This window comes from Streptomyces sp. NPDC058401 (assembly GCF_042722885.1).
Taxonomy (GTDB): domain Bacteria; phylum Actinomycetota; class Actinomycetes; order Streptomycetales; family Streptomycetaceae; genus Streptomyces.
Window position 1 is genome coordinate 20,969 of the sequence record NZ_JBHXKA010000053.1, and the last position, 15,224, is coordinate 36,192.

At 74.5% G+C, this 15,224-nt stretch carries 10 protein-coding genes; 8 read left to right on the top strand and 2 right to left on the bottom strand.

Annotated elements, in window-relative coordinates; genetic code table 11:
* Nucleotides 1–82 precede the first annotated feature (82 nt).
* Nucleotides 83–4,459, top strand: a complete 4,377-nt coding sequence (locus tag ACFWNV_RS20660) for a S8 family serine peptidase (RefSeq protein WP_383948857.1) — start codon at nt 83–85, stop codon at nt 4,457–4,459.
* Nucleotides 4,460–4,604: 145 nt separating this feature from the next.
* Here ACFWNV_RS20660 and ACFWNV_RS20665 read toward each other — a convergent pair whose 3' ends face one another.
* On the bottom strand, nt 4,605–5,861 hold the full coding sequence (locus ACFWNV_RS20665; RefSeq protein WP_383948859.1) for a sensor histidine kinase: 1,257 nt from the start codon (nt 5,859–5,861) through the stop codon (nt 4,605–4,607).
* Nucleotides 5,858–6,514: a response regulator transcription factor gene (locus tag ACFWNV_RS20670; RefSeq protein ID WP_383948862.1), complete on the bottom strand. Its 657-nt coding sequence runs from the start codon at nt 6,512–6,514 to the stop codon at nt 5,858–5,860. Before ACFWNV_RS20670 ends, ACFWNV_RS20665 begins: the two co-directional genes overlap by 4 nt.
* A 168-nt stretch (nt 6,515–6,682) precedes the next feature.
* On the opposite strand from ACFWNV_RS20670, the gene ACFWNV_RS20675 reads away from it, so the two are divergent.
* From ACFWNV_RS20675 to ACFWNV_RS20705, 7 genes are all read left to right on the top strand, one after another.
* Nucleotides 6,683–7,276 (top strand): hypothetical protein, encoded by a 594-nt coding sequence (locus tag ACFWNV_RS20675; protein WP_383948865.1) that lies wholly within the window; start codon nt 6,683–6,685, stop codon nt 7,274–7,276.
* A 2-nt stretch (nt 7,277–7,278) separates the two neighbouring features.
* Entirely contained in the window at nt 7,279–8,481 is a 1,203-nt protein-coding gene (locus ACFWNV_RS20680; protein ID WP_383948868.1) for a peptidoglycan-binding protein, read from the top strand.
* Nucleotides 8,478–9,206, top strand: a complete 729-nt coding sequence (locus ACFWNV_RS20685) for an ABC transporter ATP-binding protein (protein WP_383948871.1) — start codon at nt 8,478–8,480, stop codon at nt 9,204–9,206. Before ACFWNV_RS20680 ends, ACFWNV_RS20685 begins: the two co-directional genes overlap by 4 nt.
* A gap of 41 nt (nt 9,207–9,247) precedes the next feature.
* Entirely contained in the window at nt 9,248–10,405 is a 1,158-nt protein-coding gene (locus ACFWNV_RS20690; protein WP_383948874.1) for an ABC transporter permease, read from the top strand.
* Between the two features lie 103 nt (nt 10,406–10,508).
* Nucleotides 10,509–12,977 (top strand): protein kinase, encoded by a 2,469-nt coding sequence (locus ACFWNV_RS20695; RefSeq protein ID WP_383948877.1) that lies wholly within the window; start codon nt 10,509–10,511, stop codon nt 12,975–12,977.
* Between the two features lie 58 nt (nt 12,978–13,035).
* Nucleotides 13,036–14,298, top strand: coding sequence for a VWA domain-containing protein (locus tag ACFWNV_RS20700; RefSeq protein ID WP_383948880.1), 1,263 nt, complete (start codon nt 13,036–13,038; stop codon nt 14,296–14,298).
* Entirely contained in the window at nt 14,298–15,104 is an 807-nt protein-coding gene (locus ACFWNV_RS20705) for a hypothetical protein (protein ID WP_383948883.1), read from the top strand. The genes ACFWNV_RS20700 and ACFWNV_RS20705 overlap by 1 nt, the downstream gene beginning before the upstream one ends.
* Nucleotides 15,105–15,224: the final 120 nt, after the last annotated feature.

Consider the following 15,224-nt stretch of genomic DNA (forward strand, 5'->3'; position numbering starts at 1 on the left):
GGCCACGGTGAATCGTTGCCCTGGCCGGACCCGGCCGCATTAGGTACCGCCTATGGGTCACTCACACCGTAGAACTGCGCACATGGGCCTGGTGGCCGCGGTGCTCGGCGGGCTGCTCTCCTCGGTCCCGCCGGCCGTCGCCGCCTCCGAGTCCGCGGGCCTCGGCCCGCAACGGGTCATCGTCGAGTTCGAGGGCGCCGCGGCGCTGGAGTCCGCGGGCGGTCCGGCCGCGGGCGGTTCCGCCGCGGGCGGTTCCGCCGCGGACGCGAAGGACACGGAGGACGCGAAGGACACGAAGGCCGCGAAGGGCACGAAGGACACGAAGGCCGCCGGGCGCGCGAAGGCCGCCGAGGTGATGGCCGCCGAGGTGACGGCCGCCCGCAAAAGCCTGACCGGCAGGCACGACGCCTTCCTGGCCCGGGCCAAGGGCGCGGGCGTCGACGCCACCTCCGTACGCCGGCACACGCTGCTGCTCAATGCCATGGCCATGACCGTCGGCGCCGACGACGTGGCGAAGCTGCGGAAGCTGCCGGGTGTGAAGGCCGTCAGCCCCGCCGGGACCTCGCGGGCCCTGGACTCCGATGCCAACGGGGTCGTGGGCAACCCGGCCCTGTGGGCGCAGGAGGATCCCGGCGGTGCCAAGGTCACCGGCAAGGGCGTCACCGTCGCCGTGATCGATACCGGGGTCGACTACACCCATCCCGATCTGGGCGGCGGCTTCGGCGAGGGTCACAAGGTGGTCGGCGGCTGGGACTTCGTTGACAACGATGCCAACCCGATGGACGAGAACGGCCACGGCACCCATGTCGCGGGCATCGTCGCGGGCAGGGCGGCTGCGGCCGGGGGCGTCACCGGCGCCGCGCCGGACGCCGGACTGCTGGCGTACCGGGTGCTCGGCGCGGACGGCAGCGGCGACGACTCGGGGATCATCGCGGCCATCGAGGCGGCGGTGGACCCGGCCAACCCGCACCGTGCCGACATCATCAACCTGAGCCTCGGCAACAGCGCGGGCACCGCGGGCGACCCGCTGTCCCGGGCCGCGTCCGCGGCCGTCGACGCCGGTGTGCTGGTCTTCGCCGCGGCCGGCAACTCCGGTCCCGGCTACTGGACCGTCGGCTCCCCGGCCGCCGCCCCCGGTGTCATCGCCGTCGGCGCCTCCACGAGCGGGATCCGGCTGCCCGTGCTCAAGGCGGCGGGCGACACCCTGCAGAGCTACCGCGGCGGGCGGTCCGCCAATCCGCCGGCCGCGGAGGTGACCGCCGGGGTGGTCGACGTCGGCATGGGCACCGCGGAGGACTGGGCGAAGGCGGGCGACGTCAAGGGCAAGGTGGTGCTGTACGCGATCCCGCCGGCCGTGAACCCGTACGACGTGTGGCCCGAGGAGCTCGACACCTGGCGCGAGGCCGAACGGCGCGGCGCCGTCGCCCTGGTGGGCGGCGTCGGCGGCGGGGGCGGCGGCCCGGTCGTGTTCGGCGGCCGGAGCCGTACGAACCCGCTCCAGGCGCAGCGCGAGCAGGCGCCGCCCACCCGCAGCGGCGCCGCGACCGCGGCCCGGAGCGAGGTGCTGCTCGGTGCCACGCCCGCGGAATCGGGCGATTCCCTGCGCCTGGACCGGCTCGTCGTGGCCGGGGTGGACCCCGAGACGGGGCAGCGGCTGGCCTCGCTGGCCGAGTCCGGCGGCGAGCTGGTGCTCGGCGGCCGCGACTCCACCGACGAGATGGCCTCGTTCTCCTCCCGCGGCCCGGACTCCGAACGGCTCGGCCTCAAGCCCGAGATCGTCGCGCCCGGTGTCGAGATCCTCTCCACGGTGCCCAAGGCCCTGGAGCCGACGGGCTACCGGCGGATGTCCGGCACCTCGATGGCCTCGCCGCTCGCCGCGGGCTCCGCGGCCCTGCTGCGCCAGCTGCACCCCGACCGCCCCGCGGACCGGCTGCGCGCCGAGGTGATCGGTTCCGCGAAGCCGCTCGACGGCCCCGACCTGCAGGCGCAGGGCAGCGGCCGGCTCGACACCGCCGCCGCGGCCCGGGCCGGGCTGTACGCCTCCCCCGCCACCGTCTCCTTCGGGCTGGCGCACATGGACCAGCCGAAGGTCACCGGCAGCCGGGAGATCACCCTCCACAACCCCGGCGGCGGGCCGGTCCGCGGCAAGGTGACCGTCACCGGCCCCGCGACCGTCGCCCCGGACCACGTCGACATCCCGGCGGGCGGCTCGGCGAAGGTCGTGCTGACCGTCGGGCGCGACCGGCCCGACGTCACGGACTACGCCACCAACTACCTGAGCGGCCGCGTCACCGTCACCCCCGGGGAGGGTCGGGCGCTCACCGTCCCGTACCTCATGGCGGCGATCCCGCTGTACGTGGACCCGGCCGAGGACCCGTCCAACGACGGCTCCACCACCGTCTACGTGTACAGCCCGACGCCGCTCACCGCGCCGCCGGTGCTGACGGTCACCCCGCCCAGGGGCAGGGCCTACACCAAGGCGACGGCGGTCACCCCGGACCCGTCCTACTACCGGGCCGAGTTCACCGGTCTCGGCTCGGGCGTGCACACGATGACCGCCCGCGCCACCACCTCCACCGGGGTGCGCCAGTACGGTACGGGCGCCGTCGAGGTGACCCTCACGGCGTCCAGGGCGAAGGACTGGAAGGCGGTCGGCCCGAACAGTGCGGTGGGCACGACCCAGTTGACGCCCGGTGCACCGCGCCAGGCCGTGATGACCCAGGGCACCCGCCCGGGTGCCTGGCTCACCACCGACGGCGGCAGGAGCTGGCAGCAGCGGGGCCACACCCCGGTCAGCAGCGCGCTGCGGGAACCGTCCCTGGTCATCGACTCCCGCCATCCGAACCGCTGGTGGGAGGCCGTGGTCAGTGCGCACCCGTCGGCGTTCCCGGAGGGCGGCGCCCTGATGCGCACCGAGGACAGCGGCCGCAGCTGGGAGCGGATCGCCGGGCCGCCGGCTCCGATCACGGAGCTGAGCGCCGATGCCCGCACGCGCGTCCTGCTCGCCGTCTCCGACTTCACCGGCGAGCGGTTCGTCAGCCGGGACCACGGCTCCACCTGGGCGCCGGTGGACCTCACGGGGATCACCGGGTACGTCGCCAAGAGCCTGATCGGCGGCGATGACCTGTACGTCTGGGCCGGCCAGGCGATCTGGGTGGTCCGCGACTTCGTCACCGGCTCGCCCAAGCCCGCGCGGCAGGTGTTCCAGGCCGCGCCGCGCGTGCAGCTCATCGGCGGATTCGACGTGGACGGACCGCTGCTCGCCATCAAGGTGCAGGGCCAGGACTCGGGCCTGTACGTGAGCCGTGACGGCGGCCGGCGCGTGGAGAAGTCCGGCCGCACCTACAGCGGTCTGGTCGACGTCTCCGGCGGCGACATCTACCAGGACGACCTGAGCGGCACCGGCGCCCTGAGCCGCGACGGCGGCCGTACGTGGACCACGGCCGCGCAGCCCGTACCGGGTTCGGTGGTCTACGACTACGACCGCTGGGCGGACGGTTCGCACACGATCGGCTCCGCCTCGGCCGGTCTGTTCCGCTCCACCCGGGACGGCGGCTACCGCCGGATCGGTGTCCAGGGCGAGTCCGTGCCGGCGCTGGCGGCCTTCGGAGACCAGCTCCTCGCCGGCACCTCGGTCGGCACGTACCGCACCACGGTGCCCGCGGCGGGCCCCGAGTGGGGTGCGGCGGAGCGCGAGGGCACGACCGGTACCGCTGTCGTCGGGTTCCAGCCCTCCGCGGCGGACCCGAAGTCCGGCTGGCAGCTGGTGAATTACCTCTACGACCTGGTGCTGCAGAAGACCACGGACGGCGGCCGGACCTGGTCGGACGTCGCCGCGCGGGAGGCGAACGGGACCGCGTTCCTGACCGACCCCGCGAACCCGGACCGGATGATGATCTCGTACCGGGGCTCCGGCTCGGCCGGCCTCTACACCACCACCGACGGCGGCGCCCACTGGAAGACCTTCGACCAGGGCCGGTACTACGACACCATCGTGGCCGACCCCGGCACGCCGGGGCGGGTCTGGTTCGGCGGCTGGTGGGGGCTGTCCTACTCGGACGACTTCGGGGCCACCCTGCACCAGGTGTCCGAAGCCGAGGTGCACGCCATCCAGTTCACGGCGGGCGCGATGGTCACGGGCGGCCAGGCGATCCGGGTCAGCAAGGACGGCGGCAAGACGTTCACCAAGGCGGACACGGGCCCGCTGCGGATCAGCGTCTCCGACCTCCTCCGGGTCGGAAACACGCTCTACGCGGGCACCGACACCCGCTGGACGGACTTCACCCCCACCGGCGGGCGCGGTGTGCTGCGCTCCACCGATGGCGGGCTGACCTGGCACAACATCTCCCGCGGGATGCCGAACAAGGACGTCCTGTCCCTGGCGGCCTCGCCCGACGGCCGGTACCTCTTCGCCGGAGTCGACCAGGGCGGCGTCCACCGCCTGGAGCTGGACGACTGAAATCCGGCCCCTCCGGGTCCGGACCGCGTCCGGGCCGGACCCGGAGGGGCCGCCGCGATCTTGGTGGTGGCCAGGGCGGCGGCCGTCAACCTCAGGCACCGCAAGGCGTCCGTGTCCGCGGGCGGGGCCGAGGCGACCTAGGGGGTCAACCCCTGTGGACAGCGCCTCTCTTGCGGGACGGCAGGACGACCCGGACCGTGAGTCCTCCGCCCGCGCGGGGCGTGGCCTCCACCTCGCCGTGGTGGGTGGCGGTGATCGCCCGGACCACGGCGAGCCCGAGCCCGAAACCGCTGCCGCGCTCCCGGCCCTGGTGGAACGGCGCGAAGAGGGCGGGCACCTCCTCCGGCGGCAGGACGGGGCCGGTGTTGGAGACCTCGAGGAACACCGTCCCGTCCGTGGTCCCGGTCGCGATCACGGCGGTGCCGCCGGGGTGGTTGTGGCGCACCGCGTTGGCGAGCAGGTTGAGCGCGACCTGCCGGAGCAGCGCGGGGTCGCCGTCCACCGGCGCGTCCGCCGCGTCGAGCGTGACCCGGACCCCGGCGGTACCGGCCTCGTCGGTCAGTTCGTGCGCCGCGCTCCGGGCGGCGTCCGCCAGATCCGCCGGGCGCAGCGCCAGCGTGGCCGTCTCCGCGCGCGCCAGGGTCAGCAGGGCGGCGATCAGCCGTTCGATCCGTGCGTTGGCGTCGAGCGCGCGCAGCACGGCGGGGCGCAGGTCGTCCGGGACCCGCCCGCGGGCCAGCGGGATCTCCAGCGCGGTGCGCAGGACGGTCAGCGGGGTGCGCAGCTCGTGCGAGGCGTGCGCGGTGAAGCTCCGCTGGGCCGTGAAGCTGCGGTCGAGCCGGTCGAGCATGGCGTCGAAGGTGTCGCCGAGTTCGCGGATCTCGTCGTACGGGCCTTCGAGCGCGAGCCGCTCCTCCAGGCTGCTGCCGGTGCTGATCCGCCGTGCGGCCCCGGTCACCTGGTGGAGCCGGCGCAGGGAGCGGTTGCTGGCCCACCAGGCCAGGAGCGCGGCGAGCGCCGTGAAGACGGTGAGCAGCAGCACGGAGCGGGTCAGCAGGTCGCCCAGGATGGCGTTCTGGAAGTGGTCGAAGGCCCGGGCCGGGGTCGTGAGGACGGCGCCGGTGGAGCCCGGGGGCAGCTCGCCGGTCCCCGGGGGCAGCTCGCCGGTCCCCGGGGGGATCTCGGTGGTCCCCGGGGGCGCCTCGGTGGTCCCCGGGTCGGGGAGCGGCGCCTGCGGGGTTCCGGCGGAGGCCGTGATGAGGTCCCTGTTGGCCTCGATGAGCTGGCGCGAGCTGAGCCAGTTCAGTGCCAGCACCCCGCAGCCGAGCACGGCGAAGACGGCCGTGGTCACCAGGGTCAGCCGGCCGCGCAGCGGCAGCCGGCCGGGCCCGTAGCGGCTCACAGCCGGTACCCGTAGCCCGTGTCGTGCACGATCAGCGGCGGATCGCCGAGCTTGCGGCGCAGCGCGTGCACGGTGACCCGTACCGCCGTGGTGGCCGGGTCGAGGGCCGGGTCCCACACCCGTTCCCGCAGTTCCTCGGTGCTGACCGGGGCTCCGTCCGCGGCCAGCAGCAGTTCCAGGACGCCCAGTTCCTTCGGCGTCAGGTGCAGCGGGCGGCCCTCGCGTTCGGCGACCCTGCGCACCGTGTCGAGGCTGATTCCGCGCCGGCTCAGCACCACCTCGGCCCGGCCGGCCGCGGAGCGGCGGCCGAGCGCGCGCAGCCGGGCGACGAGCTCCAGGTAGGAGAAGGGTTTGGTCATGTAGTCGTCGGCGCCCTGGCCGAGGCCTTCGACGAGGTCGGACAGGGTGTCCGCGGCGGTGAGCATCAGGATCCGGGCCGGGTGGCCCATCGCGGCGAGCGCCCGGCACACGGCGTCGCCGCCCAGTCCGGGCAGGTCCCGGTCCAGGATCACCACGTCGTAGTCGGCCTCGCCGGTCTGCCGCAGCGCCTCCAGGCCGTCGTGGGCGAGGTCGCAGACCATGCCCTCGTCGCGGAGTCCTTCGGCGAGCATCAGGGCCAGTTCCCGCTCGTCCTCGACAATCAGCACCCGCATCGCGTCCCGCTCCGTTCGCCCGTGCCGCCGCTGTTCCCTCCGGGCCGGCGCCGGGGACCAGCCTGCCCGCAGGCCGGTTAGCCGGTGGTTAGGCGCGCGATCACGGGGGGCTCACCGCGCGGACCGTAGAACTGGGCGTTCATCGGCGACGCACAGGGAGTGTGGGACATGCGAGGCGCATCCACCGCGATACGCGGGCGGTCGGTACGAGGCCTACGAGAACTGCGGGGCCTGCGGGGCCTGCGGCGCCTGCGAGCGGTTCCGGGCGCGGCCGCCGCGGTGGCGGTGCTGGCCCTGGCCGGCTGTTCGGCCGCCGCCCCGGCGCCCGAGGTCGCCGGGAGCGACCGCGGCGGCAAGGTCAAGCCGCAGGACGACAACGCGGTCCGCCGGGCCTGGGTGGACTGCATGCACCAGCAGGGGCAGACGAGCGTCGAGCAGGACAAGGATGGCAACATCGGCTTTCCGGCCGCGAGCACGGACACGGGCCTGCCGTCCGGGTACGACGCCGCCGCCCGGCTGTGCGACGAGAAGGTGCCCGGCATCCACCAGATCCAGAAGGCCGACAGCGCCAAATTCGTGGAGCTGGCCCGCAAGTGGGTCGAGTGCGCGCGCAAGAACGGCTACCCGGACATGCCGGATCCGGATCCCGAGGAGGCGACGGTCGTCATCCCGCGCGCCCTGTTCGACGCGGCCAAGTGGGATGCCGCTTCGCGTGCCTGCGATGCGCAGTTCCCGCTGCCCGGCTACCGGATCGGGGAGTGAGCGTGACCCGCACCGTGGAGCCCGCGGGGCCCGCAGAAGCGGCAGAACCCGCCGGGGAGGGCGGCCGCGTGCGCGGCAGGAAGCGGCGCGGCAGGGTCCTCGTCCCCTTCGTGCTGACCGCCGTGGTGGCCGGGGCCGGGGCGGTCGCCGTCGCCCGCCCGTGGGACCGCGGCGCCGCGGGGCCCGAGCGGGAGGGCGTGCAGTACGGCCTCGCCCCGGTGGAGCAGGGCTCGCTGTCCAGCGGCATCCAGCTCACCGGCTCGCTCGTGTACGACGCGCCCACCCCCGTCGTCGCGGCCGGCAAGGGCACCCTCACGTGGCTCCCGGCCGTGGGCGCCGTCGTCAAGGTCGGACAGAAGCTCTACGAGGTCGACGGACAGCCGGTGGTGCTGATGGCCGGCGACCGCCCGATGTGGCGCGACCTGGGCCCCGGTGTTCCCGCCGGCTCCGACGTGGAGCAGCTCGAACGCAACCTGCTGCGGCTCGGCCACGCCAAGGGGCTCGGCTTGGCCGCCGACCAGAAGTTCACCCCGGACACCGCCACCGCCGTGAAGCGCTGGCAGAAGTCCCTGGGCCTGCCGGAGACCGGCACGGTCCCCCTGGGCGCCGTCACCATGCTGCCGCCGGAGTCCGTACGCGTGCAGCAGGTCGGCGCGCAGCTCGGCGCGGCCCCGGGCAGTTCCTCGGTCATGACCGTGACCCGTGAGGACCTCGTGGTCACCGTGCGGCCCGCCGAGAACCAGCTCTCCCGGTTCAAGCCGGACGGACGCGTCCGCATCAAGACCGCCGACGGCACCGCCGTCGAGGGGCGCGTCCGTTCGCTGATCCGCGGCTCCGGGCCCGGTTCCGGCGCGGAGGACGGGTCCGGCGGGCCGGGCGGCGGTTCCGGGGAGGGTTCCGGCGGCCCCGGCGGCGCCAGGACCACCGTGACGATCGTGCCGGACGACCAGCAACAGGCGCAGCGGGCGGGCCAGTCCGCGGTCACCGTCACCGTGGTGGGCGACACCGCCGAGCACGCGCTCATCGTTCCGGTGACCGCGCTGCTCGCCCTGGACGGCGGCGGCTACGGCGTGCGGGTCTCCGACGGTCCGGCGCCCGGGCCGACCCCCCGGCTGGTCAAGGTGCAGCTCGGCCTGATCGCCGACGCCAAGGCGCAGATCACCGGCGACGTCCGGCCCGGCGCGCAGGTGGTGATCCCCAAGTGACGACTCCCCCCGCGGCGGGCACGGCGCCCGTCCTGGAGCTGTCCGGCCTCGGCAAGGAGTATCCGGGCGCGCCCGCGCTGCGCGTGCTGCACGGCATCGACCTCACCGTCGAAGCCGGTGAACTCCTCGCCGTCGTCGGCCCGTCCGGCTCCGGCAAGTCCACCCTCCTCGCGCTGCTCGGCTCGCTCGACCGGCCCACCTCGGGCCGGCTGCGCTTCGAGGGCCGCGATCTGTCCGGGCTGTCCGACCGGGAGCTGGCCGCGCTGCGGGCGCACCGGATCGGCTTCGTGTTCCAGCAGTTCTTCCTGCTCTCCGGCCTCACCACCGTCGAGAACGTCGCGACCGGGCTGCTGTACGCCGGGGCGCCGGTCTCCGAGCGTCGCGCGCGGGCCGTGGAGGCGCTGCGCTCCGTGGGCCTCGGGCACCGGCTGGACCACCGCCCCGACCAGCTCTCGGGCGGCGAGAAGCAGCGCGTGGCGATCGCCCGCGCACTGATCGGCCGACCGGCGCTGCTGCTCGCCGACGAGCCCACCGGAGCCCTGGACAGCGTGTCCGGCGCCGCCGTGGTCGAGCTGCTGCGCACCCTGAACGCGGACGGCACCACGGTGGTGGTCATCACCCACGACCGTGCGCTGGCCGCCTCGTTCCCCCGGCGGGTCGGCATCCAGGACGGCCTAATCGAGTTCGACGAACGGCTCCCGGAGCCCGCGGGAGCAAGCCGATGAAGAACCGCGCGAAAAGAACGTCCCCTACCCGGCTGCGCCCCATGGACCTGCTGCGCCTGGGCATGATCGGGCCGCGCACCCGCAAGCTGCGTACCGCGCTGTCCGCGCTGGGCATCGCGCTGGGCATCGCCGCCGTGGTCGCGGTGACCGGCATCGCCGGCTCCCACCAGCAGCACCTGCTGGCACGGCTGGACCAGCTCGGCTCCAATCTGATCACCGTGGCCCCCGGCAAGGGGCCCGACCAGCAGCCGGTGCCGCTGCCGCTCACCGCGGAGAAGATGCTGTCCGTGATCGCGCCCGTGCAGCGGACCACCGCCACCGGGGCCACCAAGGCCCAGGTGTACCGCAACGACCTGGTGCCGGCCCAGCAGACCGGGAGCCTCACCGTGCTGGCCGCGCGCCTGAACCTGCTGGAGGTGCTGCGCGCCGAACTGCACAGCGGGCGGTGGCTGGACGCCGCGAGCGAGAACCTGCCGGTGACCGTGCTCGGCGGGCAGGCCGCCGAGCGGCTCGGCGTCACCGGCCCGGGCGAGCGGGTCTGGCTGGGCGGGCAGTGGTACCAGGTCCTCGGCATCCTCGCCCCGAACGAGCTCGCCCCCGAGCTGGGCACGGCGGCCCTGGTCGGCTGGCCCCAGGCGGTCGCCCACCTGGGCGCCGACGGGAGCGCCGCGACCGTCTACCTGCGCTCGCACTCCGCACGCGTGCCGCAGGTCCAGGCGGTGGCCGCGGCCAGCGCGAACCCCGGCAGCCCGACCATGGTCGCGGTGAGCCGGCCCTCCGATCTCCTGCTGGCCCGCACCGAGACGGAGAACAGCCTCACCGCGCTCGTTCTCGTCCTGGCCGGCGTGGCGTTGCTGGTGGGCGGCGTCGGCATCGCCAACACGATGGTCGTCGGAGTGATGGAGCGCCACGGCGAGATCGGGCTGCGGCGCGCCCTGGGCGCCCGGGGCGGTCAGATCTCGGCGCAGTTCCTGCTGGAGGCCGTGCTGATGGGCTTCATCGGCGGCGCGGGCGGACTGGTCCTCGGCAGCGTGACCGTGTACGGCTACGCGCTGGTCCAGGGCTGGCCGGCGGCCATCCCCCTCTACACCCTGGTCGCCGGTCCCTCGGTCTCGGTGGTGGTGGCCGCGCTCGCCGGCCTCTATCCCGCGCTGCGGGCCGCCGGGGCCTCCCCCACGGACGCCTTGCGTTCGGCGTGACGCCCACGGATCCGTGCGGGCGCGGGAGCGTGTTCGCGGTACGAGTGCGCAGGTCCGGGATAGGGTGCCGCCGACGGACGTACTCGGTGGAGTGGGGCGGGACATGACACTGCGGGACGGGGATCCGCGGGCGATCGGCGGGTATGTCCTGATCGCCCGGCTGGGTTCCGGCGGGATGGGGACGGTGTACTCGGGGCGGGCCGCTTCGGGGCGGCTCGTCGCGGTGAAGCTGGTGCACCAGCAGTTCGCCGACGACCCGGAGTTCCGGACCCGGTTCCGGCAGGAGGTGGCGGCCGCCCGGCGGGTGAGCGGGGCCTTCACCGCCGCGGTGGTGGACGCCGACCCGGACGCGGAGCGGCCCTGGATGGCCACGCAGCTGGTGCCGGGGTGGACCCTGGGCGCCCGGGTGAAGGCGGACGGGCCGCTGCGCGGCAGCGCGCTGCGCGTGCTGGCGCTCGGACTGGTGGAGGCGCTGCGCGAGTTGCACACCACCGGGGTGATCCACCGCGACCTGAAGCCGGACAACGTCATGCTGACGGACGACGGGCCGCGGGTCATCGACTTCGGGATCTCGCGGGCGGCGGGGCAGCAGACGCTGACCTCGACCGGGCAGATCCTGGGGACGCCGCCCTACATGTCACCGGAGCAGCTGTCGGCTCCGGCCCGGGTGCGGGCTTCGTCGGACGTGTTCTCGCTGGGGTCGGTGCTGGTGTTCGCCGCGACCGGCCGGGGCCCCTTCGACGCGGAGTCCCACTACATGACGGCCTACCGCGTGGTGTCGGAGGCGCCGGACATCGAGGATCTGACCGATTCGCTACGGGCCGTGGCCGGTGCCTGCCTGGCCAAGGAGGCGGGCGCCCGGCCGGGCCCGGACGAACTGCTGGCCGTGCTGGCGCAGATCCCGGCGGCCGACTGGGAGAGCCCGCTCCGCGGGGAGGACTTCCCCGGCGGGGAGGCTCGTAAGCCCCTCGGGGCCGGAGCCGGAGCCGGAGCCGGAACCGGGACCGGGACCGGCTCGACGGCCGGCGAGGCGGCGGACCCGGCGGCCGGGGCGGGTGCCGCTGCCGGCGCCGACGGTGCGGGAGCCGAGGACGCCGGCGGCCCGCTCACCCACCGTTCCGGCCCCCCGACCGGGCCCGCCGCAGACGTGGTGCCCGTACGGCCCCGGCGGGTGCGGCGGCCCCGTAGGCGCGTCCTCCTCGCCGGGGCGCTGGTGGCCGCGCTGCTGACCGGCGGCGGGGTCTACCTTCGCCTCGCCCCGCCGGCCGGCGGTTCGCGGGACGACGCGAAGGCCCCCGAGTCCTCCGCCGGACCTTCCGGCACCCCCGGCGCCGCTCCGGGCGCATCCTCCGGGCCGGCGCCCTTCGGGAGCCTCGCCCCGTACGTGGCCACCGAGGGCGGCAGCCCGGGCGGCGGCCGTGCCTACGCGGACGCGCCCGCCCGGCGCCCCACCGGATGGCGGGCCTGGAACGGCGGCAAGGACATGGGGTCCTGCGTGTACGCGGAGTCCTCGCTGGTGTGCACCTCGCCCCGCCCGAGCAAGGAGCTGCCGGGCGACGGGCTCAGCCGGTTCGACGCGGCCACCGGCGAACTGCTGTGGGGGCAGCTGCTGGAGGGCGCCACGGACGGGCAGGCTCCGCTGGTGGCCCCCGGAACGGTCGCCGGAACCCACACCGTGATCGCGCTCGACAGCAGGGGGTTCACCGCGCTGGACCTCGTCGAGGGCACCCCCCGCTGGGAGTTCCCCACCAAGGAGAAGCTGCGCCGGCCGGTACTGGACGCGGACGGCAGCCGGGTGTTCGCGGTCTCCGCGCAGGGCACGGTCACCGCGCTGGAGACCCGGTACGGGAAGGTCCTGTGGCAGCAGGCGGTGCCCGGATCGGACGACGGCTATCCGGCGCTGCGCGTGGACGGGGACCGGGTGTACGTACAAGGGCGGGCCCAGAAGGCCGACATGGGCTTCGAGACCTTCGTGACCGCCCTCGACGGGGCCACGGGGAAGAAGCTGCCGTTCGGGACTCCCGCGGACGGCACCCGCTTCGCGATGCCCGGGACCTGCGAGACGCGCGGACTGACGCTGGGCCGGGACGAGAGCGAGGCGACCGTCTTCCTGTGCAACAAGGAGAACGGGGCCGGGGTGTTGCGCGGCGAGCCGGCGCGGCGGCGGAGCGCGGACCTCCCGTACGCCGGCACCACCCTGTCCGGACCGGCCGTGGCCGGCGACAAGGTGTACCTGATGGCGACGGCCGCGGGCGGCGAGCCGGGGTTCATGGAGCTCAACCAGGAGTCCGGCGGGGCCGTGTGGCGTATTCCGCTGCCGCGGGAGTGCACCGATCCGGACCGCCCGGAGGCCTCGAACGCGGTGGTGGTGACCAGCGGGCTGGCGTACGTACGGTGCAGGACCTCGGGGGTGGTCATCGACCTGGCCTCCCGCAAGCAGACCGCCCGTTTCACCGTTCCGGGCGGTGTCCGCACCGGGTCCGACGATCCGTTCGGGTTCCTGGTGGTGGGCGGGATCGTCTTCACCCCGACGGCCAAGGGGTGGTCCTCCGTGGAACCAACCCCCGTCTAGGGCGTGGGGAACGGGCGCTCGGTTTGGCGGGTGCCGGGAATCTCAATACGATCCGGCGATGATCACTAGAAGATGGGTGAGGGCCAGTGCGTGCGGCCTGTTCGTCACCCTCGCTGCCGGGTTGTTCCCGGCAGGTGCCGCCGCCGGTGAACCGGTGGCCAAGGAAGCGCCCAAGGTCGAGTTGGTGCTCGACGTCAGCGGCTCGATGCGCGCGCAGGACATCGACGGGCAGACCCGGATGTCCGCCGCGAAACAGGCGTTCAACGAGGTACTGGACGCGGTACCCGAGGAAGTGCAGCTCGGCATACGGACCTTGGGCGCCAACTACCCCGGCCCCGACAAGAACCTCGGCTGCAAGGACACCAAGCAGCTCTACCCGGTCGGCCCCCTGGACCGGACCGAGGCCAAGACGGCGGTCGCCACACTGGCCCCCACCGGCTGGACGCCCATCGGGCCGGCGCTGCTCGGAGCGGCCGAGGACCTGAAGGGCGGCGACGCCACCCGGCGGATCGTGCTCATCACCGACGGCGAGGACACCTGCGCCCCGCTCGACCCCTGCGAAGTGGCGCGGGACATCGCGGCCCAGGGGATCCACCTGGTCATCGACACCCTCGGGCTCGTGCCCGACGCCAAGACCCGCGACCAGCTGATCTGCATCGCCGAGGCCACCGGCGGCACGTACACCTCCGTACAGCACACGGCCGAACTCTCGGGCAGAGTACGGCAGTTGGTCGGACGTGCGGCCACCCCGGTGGTCAACCCGGTGGCCACCGAGGGTACCAAGCAGTGCACGGGAGCACCGGAGTTGAAGCCCGGTCTCTACAGCGACCGCGAGAGCTTCGGGGAGCACCGCTGGTACCGGGTCTCCGTGGCTCCGGGCCAGGAACTGCGGGCCTCGGTCAGCATCGGGGCCGACCGCGCCGTGAACAACGACTACGGCGTGCTGCTGCGCGCCACGACGCTGAGCGGCCGGGAGATCGTACGCGGCCAGGAAGCCGGTGACGGACGGACCGACCTGATCTCGTCCGGGCTGCGCTATCCGAAGGCCGGGAGCGCGGACGATGAGGAGCCGGCCGAGACCGTGTGCCTCCAGGTCAGCAACTCCTTCTCGGCGCCCGCCACGGTCAAGACCACCCCGGGCATGCCGGTCGAGCTGACCATCGACGTGGTGGACGGCCCGGACGAGGCCTCCGACGTGGCCTCCTTCGGGCTCGGACGCGGCTGGTGGCTGATCGGCGTACTGGCACTGACCGGCCTCGTCGCCGGACTGGTGTGGGGCTGGGTCTCCCGCTGGCGTATCGCGGTCTGGAGGACCAACTGATGAGTGCCCTGAGACGTGAACGCGACGATGCCCCGACCACCGGCCGGCGCGTGCGGCGCGTGCTGACCGCCGCCCTGCTCGTGGGCGGCGGCCTGCTCGGAGTGGCGGCCTCGCCCTCGCCGAGCCCGAGCGGTGGCGGGGAGGCGCCGACCGAGGCCGGCACGGCCTTCCGTACCGCCACACCGCTCCAGCTGGGGCAGGCGGCCACGGCCGACGCCTCCACCGGCGACTACCTCTACTGGGTGCTCCCGCTGGACTCGGGGCAGCGCGCCACCGTGCGGGCCTCGGTCACCCTGCCCGCCGCGGCCGGCCGGCACTCCGCCTCCACGTGGCAGCTCGACGTGTACGACGGCCTGCGCCGCCGCCAGCCCTGCACGTACGGCACGCAGACCGGCACGGCCGCCAAGGACGCGGCGACCGTCGACCTGTCCTGCACCCTGCGTCCGGTCCGCTCGGGCGCCGACCAGTGGGCCAACGACCCGCTGCCGGGCGCCTATTACATCCGGCTCACGGTCACCGACCTCGCTCCGGAGGACCTCGGCCAGCCCGTACGGGCCGGCTTGCGCGCGGAGGCCCAGGACGTCGGTGGCGCCTACGCGGCCGACAACGCCCTGGCCGTGCCGCTCGTCCCCGGCGCGGGCACGGCGTCCACCGTCGAACCGGCCGACGGCTGGTCGGGCACCTGGTGGTCGGACCGCTGGCTCTGGACGGCGGCCGGCGGCCTGATCGCCGCCCTCGCGGGCATCGGCGGCTACCGCCTGACCCGCGGCGCGGGCCGCCCGGGACGGGTACCGCCCATCGCCTGATCCGGACCGGGTGCGGGGCCGTCGGCCCCGCACCCGGGAATCCGCGCAGCATCCGCACACCGGAGCCGTTGCCTCCTCCCGGGCTCCGCCGGGATGATGCGCCACACACGCACATCGGGG